The organism is Mycolicibacterium austroafricanum (assembly GCF_902705885.1).
GTDB classification, from domain to species: Bacteria; Actinomycetota; Actinomycetes; order Mycobacteriales; family Mycobacteriaceae; genus Mycobacterium; species Mycobacterium vanbaalenii_A.
The window spans coordinates 1-13254 of record NZ_CACSIP010000048.1 but is presented as its reverse complement, the minus strand read 5'-3'; the positions used below and the strand labels follow the sequence as shown (position 1 = coordinate 13254).

Sequence of the window (13254 nt, the reverse complement as noted above, 5' to 3'; positions counted from 1 at the left end):
AGTGATTCACTGAACGGGGTAGCTCTCGGGTATTGTGCGTGAGTTGCGCAGACGACGTACAGGCCCTCAAGCCGGGCGGGGCCGACCATGACCACCGACCATCATCCCGAATCTCAAAGGCTTGTAATTTGCCAGAAATCACCGAAGGCGCTCAGAACCTGAAGCCACACTTCGAAGACGTGCAGTCGCATTACGACCTGTCCGACGAGTTCTACAGGTTGTTCCTCGATCCGACGCAGACCTATAGCTGCGCGTACTTCGAGCGCGACGACATGACGCTCGAAGAGGCGCAGATCGCCAAGATCGATCTGTCGCTCGGCAAGCTCGGACTCGAGCCCGGGATGACGCTCCTCGACATCGGCTGCGGCTGGGGTGCGACTTTGCTGCGTGCCATCGAGAAGTACGACGTCAACGTGATCGGCCTGACGCTCAGCGAGAACCAGAAGGCTCACGTCCAGAAGGCCCTCGAGGCGCAGGGCAGCCCGCGCTCCAAGCGTGTGCTGCTGCAGGGCTGGGAACAGTTCGACGAGCCGGTCGACCGCATCGTGTCCATCGGCGCCTTCGAGCACTTCGGGCGCGACCGGTATGACGAGTTCTTCAAGATGGCCTACCGGGTGTTGCCCGACGACGGCGTGATGATGCTGCACACCATCATCAAGCCCACCGACGAGGAGTTCACCGAGCGCGGCCTGAAGCTCACGATGAGCATCGTGCGGTTCTCGAAGTTCATCATGGACGAGATCTTCCCGGGCGGAGATCTGCCCAAGCCCACCACCGTCGAAGAGCACGCCTCCAAGGCCGGCTTCCGGCTCACGCGCGAGCAGCGGCTGCGTCTGCACTACGCGAAGACCCTCGACATCTGGGCAGATGCATTGCGGTCACGCGAGGACGAGGCGGTTGCCATCCAGTCCCGCGAGGTCTACGACCGGTACATGAAATACCTCACCGGTTGCGCGGACCTGTTCCGCGGCGGCTACACCGACATCTGCCAGTTCACCCTGCAGAAGGGCTAAGCCTTAGCCGGCGGTTCCCCGGAGGGAATCCGCGTCGCGGTATGACCGCGCCGGCTGCCCCGGCTCCACCTTTGCCGCATCCCGGCGCCGCGCCGCCATGCCCGCAAGGGCCTCGAACACCACCCGGTGCGCTGCGTTGACCGTCAGTTCGGCGTGGTCGTAGGCAGGTGCCACCTCGACGACGTCCACGCCGGCAATGTCGTGCTCGTAGCAGAGTTGACGCACCATCCGCAGCAGGTCCGCGCTGGTGATACCGCCGGGCTCCGGGGTTCCCGTGCCGGGTGCGTGCGCCGGGTCGAGCACGTCGATGTCGACTGACACGTAAAGCTTGTCGGCCTTGGCGAGGGCTTCCCCCACCGCGTCGCGCATGACGCTCTGAAATCCTCGCTCCCAGATCTCCTGCATCGTGTGCCAGGTCATCTTCTGCTCGAGCATCCAGTCGAAGGTGTCCTGCGGCGGCCAGTAGCCGCGCAGGCCGACCTGGACGAAATGCGACCCGGGAACGGCGCCCGATTCGATCAGCCGGCGCATCGGGGTGCCGTGGCTGGCCAGGTTTCCCTCGATCTCGTCGGCGGTGTCTGCGTGCGCGTCGAAATGGACGATGCCGACGTTGCCGTAGCCGTGCACATCTGCGACCGCAGTGGCCGCCGGCCACGTGATGGAATGGTCACCGCCGAGGATCACCGGCACGATGCCCCGCTCGGCGAGGGTGTGGACGCGCTCCCGAATGTTGTTGTGGGACACCTCCGTCTGACCGTGCGGACAGTACGCGTCGCCGAAATCGACGACCTCCAGCCAGTCGAAGATCTCCAGACCGAGATCCATGTGGTAGGTGCCCGGCTCGTAGGCTGTGGCCCGGATCGCCCGCGGGCCGAACCGGGCTCCCGGACGGTTGGTGGTCCCGATGTCGAACGGTGCGCCGACGATGGCCGCGTCCGGTTTCCACTCGTCGAGTTGTGCCACCTCGGTCAGAAACGGACGGTGCCCGAAGGAGGCCAGACCCGCATAGGCGAGGTCGAGTTGCTCGGCCATCCCCGGCGGGATCTCGCGGCGGTGATCGTGGTCGTGGCCCATGGCATGACCGTACCGCTCAGCGGGTCACCGAACCGCTCAACGCAGCACGCATCGACTCGGGGATCGGCCGTTTCGCCCAATCGTCGGTCGACACCACGACATAGACGTTGTGGCCCCGGACCGCATACCGCTCGTCCGTCCCTGCGGACGTGCGGCACACCCCGAAGCCGACCGTGAAACTCGTCGTGCCGATGCGGGTGCACTCGGCGGTGACCCGCACCTGATCGCGCCAGCGCACCGGGGTCAGGAAATCGATCTCACTGTGCACCACCTGGAAGTCGAAGCCGTCCGACATCAGGTCGGGGTAGCTGACGCCCAGATGCTCGAGCAGTCCGGTGCACGCCTCGTCGAACCAGGTCAGGTAGTGCCCGTTGAACACCACGCCCTGCTGGTCGACCTCGGCGTAACGGGGAACGATCGGCAGCGAGAACTCGCTCACCCCGATCACCCTAGCCACGGTGTCCCCGGCCGCCACCGCGTGCCGCAGACTTGAGCGATGAAGTTCGTGACGATCGACGACGTCCGCGCGGCCGCCGACCGGATCCGGTCCCACGTGGTGCGAACCCCGCTGCTGGCGGCCCGGTGGGGTGATGAGCAGCGCCCGCTGTGGATCAAGCCCGAGAACCTGCAACCGATCGGCGCATTCAAGGTGCGCGGCGCGTTCAACGCGATCTCGGCCCTGTCCGGTTCGGCCGCCACCGGCAGCGGGCCGACCGACGTCGTCGCCTACTCGAGCGGCAACCACGCCCAGGCGGTGGCATACGCCGCGGCGGTGCACGGACTGACCGCCCACATCGTGATGCCCGAGGAAACGCCGAACATCAAGGTGCACGCGACCCGCGAGCATGGGGCTCAGGTCGTGCTGTGCGCTGCAGGGGAGCGGGAGACGGTCGCGGCGCGGGTCGTGGCCGAGACCGGTGGGATGCTGATCCCGCCGTTCGACCATCCCGACGTCATCGCCGGCCAGGGCACGATCGGCCTGGAGATCGCCGCCGACTTGCCCGAGGTGGCGAACGTGCTGATTCCGGTCAGTGGTGGCGGACTGGCGTCGGGCATCGGGGTCGCGATCCGCGCGCTGTGCCCGCAGGCCCGGATCTTCGGGGTCGAACCGGAACTGGCCGCCGACACCGCGCAGGGGCTGGCCCGTGGCCACCGGGTGGACTGGCCCATCGAGGACCGCAACCGCACCATCGCCGACGGCCTGCGATCACAACCGTCGGATCTCACGTTCGCGCATCTGCAACAGGTCCTCGACGGGGTGATCACAGTGGCGGAGAGCGAGATCCGCGCGGCCGTCCGGGAGTTGGCGTACCGGGCCCGCCTGGTGAGCGAGCCCAGCGGAGCGGTCGCGCTGGCGGCATACCGGCAGGGCGTCACGCCGCCCGGACCCACCGCGCTCATCGTCTCCGGCGGCAACATCGAACCGCAGATGTTGCGGCAGATCCTCGACGAGAGCGTCCCCGACTGATTTGACAGGTGTGCAATTGAGGGTGCGCAAAGGGTAGGGTCCCCCCGGTATTTCCGTCACGTGGTCCCGCAGGACCGGGACGCACGAAGGAGTGGTTGGTGGACGCGGTACTCGGCCTGTCGGTGACGCCGTCTGCCGTCGGCCTTGTCCTGGTCGAGGGTCTGGACGCAGACGGCGCGACCATCGACGGCGTGGGCTTCGATGTCAACACCCGCGGGTCCGAGGGCGCACTGCGGACCTGTGAACAAGCGGCCGCGGCGGTACTGCGCACCGAAGCCGGCGCCGCCGACCGGGGCCACCGGGTGCGCTCCATCGGCGTGACGTGGAGCGACGACGCCGACACCGAGGCGTCGCTCCTGCTGAAGTCGCTGAGCGATTCCGGCTTCGACAACATCGTCCCGGTTCGGCTGTCGGAGGCCACCGACGCGCTGGCCCGAGGCATCGCCGAGGTCACGGGCTATCCGACCACCGCCGTGTGCGTCATCGAACCCGAGCAACTCATCGCGATGATCGTGCAGACCGAACAGGGTGCGGTGCAGACGGCGGTCAATCACACCGTTGTGACCGAAGAGGACCTGATCGGCTGGCTGAGCGCGGTGTTCGCCAAAGCCGACTGGAAACCCCAAGCGCTGGTGCTGGTCGGTTCCGCCGAGGATCTCCACGGGCTTCGGCCCGTCCTCGAGGACGCGCTGTCGGTGCCGGTGTACACCCCTGCCGAGGCGCAGCTGGCGCTCGCACGCGGCGCGGCGCTGGCCTGCGCGCAGAACGGCGATCTCAGCCTAGGCGGTGGCGGCGGCGATGTCCGTCCGGCCTCCGACGCCGGGCGCCGGGCCCGCCGACTCGTGCAGACAGGACCGGCGGCAGTTCTGGCCGCCGGACTCGTCACCTTCGTGGCCTCCGCGTCCGCCGCGTTGGCATTGCAGGCCGCCCCCGAGCGGACGGCACCGTCGCCCCGACCCGCCGACACGTCCGCGCAGACTCCGGTCGCGGTTCGCGGCCCTGCGCCGGCGCCACCGCTACCGGCGGCCCCGGTCGGGGCCGCGGCCCAACTGCCCGTTCCCGAGGCGCCGGCCGTGCCGGTTCCGCAGGCCGAGCCCGAGGTCGCGCCGATCCCCGAGGCCCCGCCGCCACCCGAGCTTGCGCCGGTCCCCGAAGCGGTGACGCCGCCACCCGAGGGCGCGGCCGCCCCGCCCCCGCTCGACGTGCCGCAGCCGCCCGTCGGCCTTGCGCCCCCGGGCGCGCCGGCACCCGAGATGATGCCGCCGCCGGTACCCGAGGAACGCCCGGGGATCCTGCAGCGGATCCGGGATCGCCTCTCCGGGGGAGGCGACGACCAGCAGCAACCGGCCGCGGTGCCCCCGCCGCCTCCGTAGTGTCCGCGGGCACCTGAAGCCGGCAACGCTTACCCTCGCTGAGGTGAGTCTGCCCGTCGCGCTGCCCGACTCCTCGATCCTGCGCACCACCCTGCGGGTGGCGATCGTCACGTGCGTGGTGGTGGCCGTGGCGGTGGTGGCGATGACCTCGGAGTGGGGGGTGTGGTGGCGCCTGATCACGTTCACCTACCAGGCCAACCTCCTCGCCGCCGGGTACTACCTCTGGACGCTGGTCTCGCCGCGCGCCGATGCACGGGTGGGCCTACGCGGCGCTGTGGTGCTCTACGTGGTGATCGCAGGGGCGGTGTGGAACCTGTTCCTCACCGGGCACAGCATGGGTTACACCCCGGCGAATCTGCTGCTGCACGTCGTGGTGCCGGTGCTGGCGCTCACCGACTGGCTGCTTGTCGGCCGGGGGGCCGCGAGGGTGTCGTGGTGGCAACCCGTGGCCTGGCTCGCCTATCCCGCCGGCTACCTGGTGTTGGCACTGCTGGTGCTCAACGAGTTCGGCCGCCGCGCGCCCTACTACTTTCTCGATCCCGCGACCGTCGGCACCGCGACGGTGGCAATCAACGTCGTCGGGCTCGCCTGCTGCGTGCTCGTCACGGGGTACGCGTTGCTGGCCGCCCACCGCACCGCCACCAGGGTCGGCGTGGAGATGCCGTGAAACGTTACGACGTGGCAGTTCGATAGTCAGACCGAGGCAATGTGAAACCGACCCCGAATTCGCCCGTGCGACCAGCATGTCTGCGCCGAACCGGGACGATAACTAGGATGGCACCGTGGCGAGCGCCCCTCTGCAGCAAACTCGACGATGGCGGGTGGCCGCGCGTCGTCTGACGGCGCTGGTCGGTTCGGTCGTCGTTCTCACCGGACTGTCGCTGGGAGGACCGATCGCGGCGGCATGGGCAGGATCAGCCGCCCCGGCGGCAGTCGCGAGCGTGTCGCCGGCGGCGGGGCAAACCGTCGGCGTGGCGCATCCCGTGACGGTGACGTTCATCGGTGCGATCGCCGATCGGCGCACGACAGAGCGGGCGATCACTGTCGCTCCCGCCGGGGCCTCCGAACCGGCATCCGGATCGTTCACCTGGCTCAACGATCACACCGTGGAGTGGACCCCCGCGGAGTTCTTCCCGGCGCACACACCGATCAACGTCTCGGTCGGCGGGTTGAAGACCAGCTTCCAGACCGGCTCGTCGGTGGTGGGTGTCGCCGACATCAGTGCGTACACGTTCACCGTGAGCATCGACGGAGAGGTGGCCCGCCAGATGCCCGCCTCGATGGGCAAGGCCAAGTTCCCCACCCCGATAGGACGGTTCACGGCGCTGAGCAAGGAGCGCAACGTCACCTTCGACTCCCGCACCATCGGGATACCGCTCGACGATCCCGAGGGCTACCTGATCAAGGGGGAGTACGGCATCCGGGTGACCTGGGGCGGCGTCTACGTGCACTCCGCGCCGTGGTCGGTGGGCTCCCAGGGCTACGCCAACGTCAGCCACGGATGCATCAACCTCAGCCCTGACAACGCCGCCTGGTATTTCAACACCGTGCGGGTGGGCGACCCGATCATCGTCCAGGCCTGACGACGATCAGCAGTTGGTCTCGATCCTGAACTTCGCCGTGACCGCGTTCATCTGGTCGTCGGTGAAGGCGCCGTCCGCGGTGCCGGTGATCGTATAACGCCCGTCGGCGCCTTCCACCTCGGCGTCGCCGATGTTGTCGGCCCAGTAGTTCCCGGTGAAACCGCCGACATCACGAAACTCCACGGACTTCGGGGTGATCGGCCCGCCGGTTTCCAGGACGGCGGTGAAGCCGCTGTCTTTCTGCGGCGTTTCGATGTACCACGACCAACCGGATTGGTGGCAGCGCACCGGTTGCGCCCCACCGGTGTTGGCGCCGTCGATGGTGACCGTCGCCGTGGTGCCGCCCAGTGCCGGTTCCGGTGCCGAGCAGCCGGCCACACCCAGGAGGGCGATGCCGCCGATGGCAGCCGTGATGAAGTGTCGATTCTCCATGGCGACCGACTCTATGCGCTGCAGCGCTGGATTCCGGCCGAAATGCCGGGGTGATCACCGATCGGCCGGCCTTCCGGTCCCGTGCAGGGTGGCTGCAGTGGCGTCGTCGGCCGGAAGAAAGGTCTCGATGCTCAGTTCCGCGGCGGTGAGATCGAGCGCGGTGCCGAAGGTCGTCACCATGCTCAGCAAGCGCAATTGCCCGCCGTCCGGTGTCACCAGCTCGAGCGGCACCGCAACCCCGCCCAGATCGGTTGTGTCGTCGAATCCTCCTGGGTACGAATCGATCTCGGTCAGTAGCGCGGCGAGTTGGGCGGAACCACCGGCGGCGACCTCGCGACGCAGCCGGTTGATCAGATGGGTCCGCCACTGCGCGAGATTGGCGATCCGGGGCGCCAGACCGTCGGGGTGCAACGCGATGCGCAACGCGTTGGGCCGCTCGAGCAGATGCGCGGCGACGCCGTCGAGCAACACCCCGGCACCGGAATTGGCAGTGACGATCCACCAGCCCTTGTCGACGACAACGCAGGGATAGGGGTCGACGGCGTCCAACACCCGGTCGATGCCCGCGCGCACCGCGGCCATCTCCGGTGCGTCCAGCGCCCGTTCGGCGTACACCGGGGCCAGCCCCGCCGCGAGCAGTAACCGGTTCGTTTCCCGTGCAGGGACGTCCAGCACGGAGGCCAGCCGCAGCACCATGGTCCTGCTGGGGTTGGAACGGCCGGTCTCGACGAAGCTGACGTGCCGCGCGGAGACACCGGCCTGCACGGCGAGATCCAGCTGGCTCAGCCGGCGCCGGAGACGCCAGCCGCGGATCATCATGCCGAACGTCGCGGGCGCCTCGGACCGCCCGTAGCGGGTTGTCATGGGGATCAGTGTGGCCTGCCGGAGGACACCGGGCCACTACCTCTGAGGTAATTGCAACGCCTACCTGGGCGCGGCATCGTGGAGATGTGAGCAGCTCGGAATCCCCACCGAACATCCCCCGGTGGCTGCGCTTTGTGTTGATCGGCGACCGGGCCGGGTCATCGTGGTTCATCGGCGCCGGATTCTTCTTCGCGCCGGTGCTCGCAGTCGTCTCGCCCTGGCCGACGCTCACCGCGGCGCTCTGGGTCGCCATCGCCGCGGCCGGCGTGTGGCTCGGCGTGCTGGGTATCGCGATGGCCGCCGGCCTGGCGGTGGTGCTGCGTTCGAACGGGGAGATCCCGGAAGACTACTGGCGCTCCATCATCGACTATCCGCAGGTGCCTTAGTGCTGCACCGGGCACCCCGACTGGCCGGTGTAGTCCACCTGCCAGTGCTTGATTCCGTTGAGCCAGCCCGACCTGAGGCGTTCGGGGGTACCGACCGCGGCGAGATCGGGGAGGTGGTCGGCGATCGCGTTGAACATCAACTCGATCGTCATCCTGGCCAGGTTCGCCCCCACGCAGTAGTGGGCGCCGGTGCCGCCGAAACCGACGTGCGGGTTGGGGTCGCGCAGGATGTTGAACGAGAACGGGTCGTCGAAGACCTCCTCGTCGAAGTTCGCCGACCGGTAGGACATGACGACCCGCTGCCCCTTCTTGATGGGCACCCCGGACAGTTCGTAGTCCTGCAGTGCGGTGCGCTGGAACGAGGTCACCGGCGTGGCCCACCGCACGATCTCATCCACCGCGGTGACCGGACGTTCCCGCTTGTAGAGGTCCCACTGGTCGGGGTGCTCGGCCATCGCGATCATGCCGTGGGTGATCGAGTTGCGGGTCGTCTCGTTGCCCGCGACCGCCAACAGCACCATGAAGAACCCGAACTCGTCGTCGGAGAGCTTGTGTCCGTCGACATCGGCCTCGATCAGCTTGGTGACGATGTCCTCACCCGGCTCTTTCGCCCGGACCGCGGCCAGCTGCATGGCGTACATGATGAGTTCGGTTGCCGCGTTGCGTCCGTCGTGGTGCGCGTACTCCGGGTCGTCGTCGGCGACCATCTGGTTGGACCAGTCGAAGATCTTCTTGCGATCCTCCAGCGGGATGCCGATCAGGCCGGCGATGGCCTGCAGCGGCAACTCGCAGGACACCTGTTCGACGAAGTCTCCGGAGCCTTCGGCGGCCGCGGCTTTGGCGATGTTCTGGGCCCGTTCGTTGAGGTCGTCACGCAATCGTTCCACGGCCCGCGGAGTGAACCCCCGCGAGATGATCTTGCGAAGGTGGGTGTGGTGCGGCGCGTCCATGTTCAACAGGACGAACTTGCCGGTCTCGATCTGCTCCGCGGTGGAGCCTTCGGGGTACCGGGGCAGTGCCGTCTTCTCCAGGCTGGAGAACACGTCGCTGCGTTTGGAGATCTCCTTGACGTCGCGATGCTTGGTCACCACCCAGTAGCCGCCGTCACCGAACGGCCCGGCCCCGCCTTCGGTCTGCTCGTTCCACCAGATCGGCGCGCAGCGACGCAACTCGGCGAGTTCGTCGACCGGCAGTCGCTCTCGGTTGAGGTCGGGATCGGTGAAGTCGAATCCCGGCGGAAGGGTGGGAGTCGGCATGCGTTGGCTCCTAACCGTGGGGTGGCCTTAACGCATTGCTACACCACACCCGGGCCTCGGCGAGACAACTTGCGCGAAGTGTGCACCCCGAAGTCTTCCGGTGGACTCCACCGCCGGACGGTGTAACGATTTCAGGGCCACCGCAGATGCATCCAGTGAATAGCCGCGAGACCCGAAGGGGGCATCGGTGAAGTTCGGAAACGACGTGAAACTCGCTTCAATCGTCGGGGCTGCAGCGTTGGCGGCCCTGACACTCACCGCGCCGGCCGCCCTGGCCGAGCCGGGCCCACCGGCACCGCCGATTCCGGTTCCGGCGCCCGTCCCCGCGCCGCCGCCCGCGGCGCCACTGGGCGCCGAGGCTCCCGCGCAGGTGATCGAGACGGGCGCCGCCGGTGCGGCTGTCGAGGCCGCCCCCCATCTGCCGAGCCCGGAGAACCTCCCCCCTGGCACCAGTGACGCCCCGGTGGCGCCGAGCCAGCCGCGGCTGACCTATCTGCGGGATCTGTGGCACGCCATGCAGACCCAGGAGGTCAGCGGCGGTGACGCTCTGCTGCTGCTGACGCAGCGGCCGATGGTCGCCGACGCCCCATCTCCTCCGGGGCTGCCCCCGGGTCCGCAGGCTCCGCTGCCTGCCGCGCCGCCGCCGCCGGTCGCGCCCTAACCACCGGCGACCGCTGCGACGGGCACGGGTTCGATCCGCGCCGGGACATGCTTGTGCCAGGGCGTTGCGGCGTAGGCGTCGCGCCACTCGCTGGACGTCAGCGAGTTCGGTGCCACCCCGCGGGATTGCTCGCGGCCATCGCTGTCGACGAAGTCGAGTCCGTAACCGTTGGGCAGCGAGGCGTGGCCGGACATCATCGCGTCGCTGACCTCGACGGTCACCTCCGCGGCTCCGGCGGCGGTCGTGACCCGGGCGCGGCCGCCGTGGCTGAGCCCGAGCAGCGCCGCGTCCTCGACACTGACCCGCAGTGCACCGTCGGGGTCGCGCTTGCGCCATGACGGGTCCCGGAAGATGTCGTTGGCGGTGTACGCCCGACGCTCACCGGCCGACAGCACGATCGGGAACTCCGACGACGTCAGGCCGGCCGGCGCCGCCGTCAACCGGCGCACCTCGGCAAGCATCTCCGGGATCTCCAGCGCGATCCTGCGGTCCGGATGCGAGATCAGCGCGAAGTCGTCCTCGTACTCGTGGACAGTGAACGTGACACCGGAGCGACCTTCCAGAATCGCGTCGAACAACGCGTTGCCGTCGGCATGCCCGGCCCGCGCCACCGCCTCCGGGTAGGTCATCGCCGCCTTCTGTGCCAACCCCCACAGCGCCGCCGCGCCGCGGAGTTCGTCCGGCAACGTCGGGCCCAGGGTTTCGTACAGCACAAACGGCAACACCTTTCCCAGCCCGGGGTTGCTGCCGACGGCCTGCAGGAATGCCTCGGTGAACGCCGCGCGTCCCTCCTCGGCCGCACGGCGCAGAGGAGTCAGTTCAGCGTCGTCGACCACGCCGAGGGCACGCATCAAGCGGGCCCAGATCTCGGGTTCGGGCAGCGTGCCCGGCAACGGTTCCATCAACCGGTGCCGCAGGTGGAAGGTGTTGTGTGGGAATTCGAGGTTGAAGAACGTCGCCTCGACCTTCTCGAACTGCGTCGCCGCGGGCAGTACATAGTGTGCCAGCCGGGCGGTCTCCGTCATCGCCACGTCGATGACGACGAGCAACTCGAGTTCGGCGAACGCACTGGCCACCGCGCGGGAGTCCGCGACCGAATGGGCCGGGTTGCTGCTCTCCACGATCATTGCGCGGAACCGGTCGGGGTGGTCGGTCAGGATCTCTTCGGGCACCACGTTGCTCGGAACCAGACCCCCGATGATCGGCGCGCCGGTCACCGGAGTTCGACCGACGCCGCCGGACCGGAACAGCGGCGCGAACGACGAATGCAGATGTTGGCCACCACGTTTGGCGAAGTTCCCGGTCAGAATCCACAGCAACTTGTCGAGGTACGAGCACAGGGTGCTGTTGGGCGACTGCTGAACACCGAGGTCCTCGAACACCGCGACGCTGCCCGCCCTGCCGATGCGGCGTGCCGCGGCCCGCACCAGCTCCTCGTCGACGCCACAACGCGCGGCGTACTCACCGACCGGCACCTCTCCGAGGACCTTCCGAACCGCGGCGACGCCGGTGACGTGGTCGGCGAGAAACGTTTCGTCGCAGAGGTTCTCCTGCACCAGGACGCCGGCCAGTGCTGCCAGGCACCATGCGTCGGTGCCCGGCCGCACCCGCAGGTGGAAGTCGGCCATCTTCGCGGTGTCGGTGACGACGGGATCGATCACCACCATCGACCGCGACGGGTCGTTGGAGATCTCATGCAGCACCACGCGGGCCCGCGGGAAACTCTGCGACATCCACGGGTTCTTGCCGACGAACACCGACACCTCGGCATGCTCGAACTCGCCTCGGGTGTGGTTGCCGTAGAGGTGGGCGTCGACCCAGTGCTCGCCGGTCTTCTCCTGGGCCAGCGCATTGGAACGGTAATGCGAACCGAGCGCCTTGAGGAACGCGCCGCTGTAGGCACCGCCGAGGTGGTTGCCCTGGCCACCGCCGCCGTAGTAGAAGATCTTGTCGCCGCCGTGGGTGTCGGCGATCGCCCGGAACCCGGCGGCGATCTCGGAGATCGCGGTGTCCCAGTCGACTTCTTCGAAGGTGCCGTCGGGCCGCCGGCGCATCGGGGTGGTCAGGCGGGAGTGATTGTTCTGGTAGTGGTCGAGGCGCAGCGCCTTGTTGCAGGTGTAGCCGCGCGAGGCAGGGTGGTCCCGGTCGCCGCGGATGCGCGTCAGGGTTCGACCTTCGAGCTGAACCACGATTCCGCAGTTGCACTCACACAAGATGCAGGCTGTGGACTGCCAGGTGTCGGGGAGGTCGGTCATCGCGGTGCTCGCTTTCGTCCGGGGGGCGGGGTCTGGGCACCGATCAGCAACCGGAGCTGGGCCTGGACGGTGTCGAGGGGTTCGAGGTCGCGCGCCGCCCGGGCGATGACGAGCGCACCTTCGAACGAGGACAGCACCAGCAGCGCCAGCGCTCCGGCGTGCTGCGCGGGCACACCGTCGGCGATCAGCCGCTCGCCGATTACCTCCCGCCAGCGGCCGAACGCCGCCGCCGCCCGCTCGATGACAGGTTTCGCCTGGTCGGGCTTGGTCGGGTCACCGGCTTCGACGGCCACTGCAACCACCGGACAGCCGGCACGAAAGTCGCTGTGCTGCAATTGCTTACGAAACTCCGCGAAGAGTTCGTCGAGGGCATCGAGGGCCGAGGGCGCCGCATCGAGCTTGGTCGCCATGTACTCGCCGGCGTAGTCGACCGCCTCGCAGAGCAACTGGGTGCGCCCCCCGGGGAAGTAGTGATAGGCCGATCCTCGGGGCGCTCCGCTGTGCGCAAGGACGTCGGCGATGGCGGTCGGATGCGCGCCGCGTTCCCGGATCAGCAGAGCCGCCGAGACGACCATTCGTTCACGTGGACCCGTCACCCGTCCGCCTTCCTTCGCACTATGTATGTAACCCTACATAATGCGAAGCCGCGGCAGAAGATGCCTGAGGCGATTTCGGCGTAGTTGGTCAACGCCAGCGTGATGTTCTGTTTCGGGACATCGCTGACAGGTGTATGTCTCGGGACATCGCTGACACCTGAGTAGGGCCGTGAGGCCACGATGGTCCATGGCCCAGAAGGTGACCGCGATGGATATTCGTGCCGCGACGGCGTTTGCCGGGCAGATCGACAACGTTGCGCAGTTCTGCCGTGAGCAGCAGATCAGTCGACAGA

At 68.1% G+C, this 13254-nt stretch carries 14 protein-coding genes; 7 read left to right on the top strand and 7 right to left on the bottom strand.

Going from position 1 to position 13254, the window contains the following annotated elements:
- Positions 1-128: 128 nt before the first annotated feature.
- Positions 129-1013, top strand: coding sequence for a cyclopropane mycolic acid synthase family methyltransferase (locus BEMPMBAN_RS26845; protein ID WP_159234595.1), 885 nt, complete (start codon positions 129-131; stop codon positions 1011-1013).
- Positions 1014-1016: 3 nt separating this feature from the next.
- Here the strand turns inward: BEMPMBAN_RS26845 and speB are convergent, their stop codons facing one another.
- Positions 1017-2087, bottom strand: a complete 1071-nt coding sequence (gene speB, locus BEMPMBAN_RS26840; protein WP_234897728.1) for an agmatinase — start codon at positions 2085-2087, stop codon at positions 1017-1019.
- A 16-nt stretch (positions 2088-2103) separates the two neighbouring features.
- Positions 2104-2526 carry an acyl-CoA thioesterase gene (locus BEMPMBAN_RS26835; RefSeq protein WP_200846135.1) on the bottom strand — a complete coding sequence of 141 codons (423 nt, stop codon included), beginning with the start codon at positions 2524-2526 and terminating at the stop codon, positions 2104-2106.
- Between the two features lie 57 nt (positions 2527-2583).
- On the opposite strand from BEMPMBAN_RS26835, the gene BEMPMBAN_RS26830 reads away from it, so the two are divergent.
- The 4 genes from BEMPMBAN_RS26830 (at position 2584) to BEMPMBAN_RS26815 (ending at position 6511) form a co-directional block, all read left to right on the top strand.
- A complete protein-coding gene (locus BEMPMBAN_RS26830) occupies positions 2584-3555 on the top strand; it encodes a threonine ammonia-lyase (RefSeq protein WP_159234594.1) in 972 nt (323 codons plus the stop codon).
- A 98-nt stretch (positions 3556-3653) separates the two neighbouring features.
- Entirely contained in the window at positions 3654-4928 is a 1275-nt protein-coding gene (locus BEMPMBAN_RS26825; RefSeq protein ID WP_159234593.1) for a DUF7159 family protein, read from the top strand.
- Positions 4929-4971: 43 nt separating this feature from the next.
- Positions 4972-5595 (top strand): Pr6Pr family membrane protein, encoded by a 624-nt coding sequence (locus tag BEMPMBAN_RS26820; protein WP_159234592.1) that lies wholly within the window; start codon positions 4972-4974, stop codon positions 5593-5595.
- A gap of 115 nt (positions 5596-5710) precedes the next feature.
- Positions 5711-6511 carry a L,D-transpeptidase gene (locus tag BEMPMBAN_RS26815; RefSeq protein WP_159234591.1) on the top strand — a complete coding sequence of 267 codons (801 nt, stop codon included), beginning with the start codon at positions 5711-5713 and terminating at the stop codon, positions 6509-6511.
- A 6-nt stretch (positions 6512-6517) separates the two neighbouring features.
- On the opposite strand, the gene BEMPMBAN_RS26810 is transcribed toward BEMPMBAN_RS26815, so the two are convergent.
- Together BEMPMBAN_RS26810 and BEMPMBAN_RS26805 are read right to left on the bottom strand one after the other, a co-directional pair.
- Positions 6518-6943, bottom strand: coding sequence for a lipoprotein LpqH (locus BEMPMBAN_RS26810; protein WP_159234590.1), 426 nt, complete (start codon positions 6941-6943; stop codon positions 6518-6520).
- Positions 6944-6997: 54 nt separating this feature from the next.
- Positions 6998-7807, bottom strand: coding sequence for a helix-turn-helix domain-containing protein (locus tag BEMPMBAN_RS26805; protein ID WP_159234589.1), 810 nt, complete (start codon positions 7805-7807; stop codon positions 6998-7000).
- An 86-nt stretch (positions 7808-7893) separates the two neighbouring features.
- Between BEMPMBAN_RS26805 and BEMPMBAN_RS26800 the strand changes: the two genes are divergently transcribed.
- Positions 7894-8193, top strand: coding sequence for a hypothetical protein (locus BEMPMBAN_RS26800; RefSeq protein WP_234897727.1), 300 nt, complete (start codon positions 7894-7896; stop codon positions 8191-8193).
- Here BEMPMBAN_RS26800 and BEMPMBAN_RS26795 read toward each other — a convergent pair.
- Positions 8190-9449 carry a cytochrome P450 gene (locus tag BEMPMBAN_RS26795; RefSeq protein ID WP_159234588.1) on the bottom strand — a complete coding sequence of 420 codons (1260 nt, stop codon included), beginning with the start codon at positions 9447-9449 and terminating at the stop codon, positions 8190-8192. The two genes, BEMPMBAN_RS26800 and BEMPMBAN_RS26795, sit on opposite strands and share 4 nt — an antisense overlap.
- A 187-nt stretch (positions 9450-9636) precedes the next feature.
- On the opposite strand from BEMPMBAN_RS26795, the gene BEMPMBAN_RS26790 reads away from it, so the two are divergent.
- On the top strand, positions 9637-10110 hold the full coding sequence (locus BEMPMBAN_RS26790; RefSeq protein ID WP_159234587.1) for a hypothetical protein: 474 nt from the start codon (positions 9637-9639) through the stop codon (positions 10108-10110).
- Here BEMPMBAN_RS26790 and BEMPMBAN_RS26785 read toward each other — a convergent pair.
- Together BEMPMBAN_RS26785 and BEMPMBAN_RS26780 are read right to left on the bottom strand one after the other, a co-directional pair.
- Positions 10107-12365, bottom strand: coding sequence for a molybdopterin-dependent oxidoreductase (locus BEMPMBAN_RS26785; protein ID WP_159234586.1), 2259 nt, complete (start codon positions 12363-12365; stop codon positions 10107-10109). The two genes, BEMPMBAN_RS26790 and BEMPMBAN_RS26785, sit on opposite strands and share 4 nt — an antisense overlap.
- Entirely contained in the window at positions 12362-12961 is a 600-nt protein-coding gene (locus BEMPMBAN_RS26780; protein WP_159234585.1) for a TetR/AcrR family transcriptional regulator, read from the bottom strand. The genes BEMPMBAN_RS26785 and BEMPMBAN_RS26780 overlap by 4 nt, the downstream gene beginning before the upstream one ends.
- Positions 12962-13254: the final 293 nt, after the last annotated feature.

Coding starts and splice junctions, on each gene's coding strand:
- speB (WP_234897728.1), bottom strand. CDS start 2,087: ATGGGCCACGACCACGATCACCGCCGCGAGATCCCGCCGGGGATGGCC.
- BEMPMBAN_RS26810 (WP_159234590.1), bottom strand. CDS start 6,943: ATGGAGAATCGACACTTCATCACGGCTGCCATCGGCGGCATCGCCCTC.
- BEMPMBAN_RS26785 (WP_159234586.1), bottom strand. CDS start 12,365: ATGACCGACCTCCCCGACACCTGGCAGTCCACAGCCTGCATCTTGTGT.
- BEMPMBAN_RS26795 (WP_159234588.1), bottom strand. CDS start 9,449: ATGCCGACTCCCACCCTTCCGCCGGGATTCGACTTCACCGATCCCGAC.
- BEMPMBAN_RS26805 (WP_159234589.1), bottom strand. CDS start 7,807: ATGACAACCCGCTACGGGCGGTCCGAGGCGCCCGCGACGTTCGGCATG.
- BEMPMBAN_RS26830 (WP_159234594.1), top strand. CDS start 2,584: ATGAAGTTCGTGACGATCGACGACGTCCGCGCGGCCGCCGACCGGATC.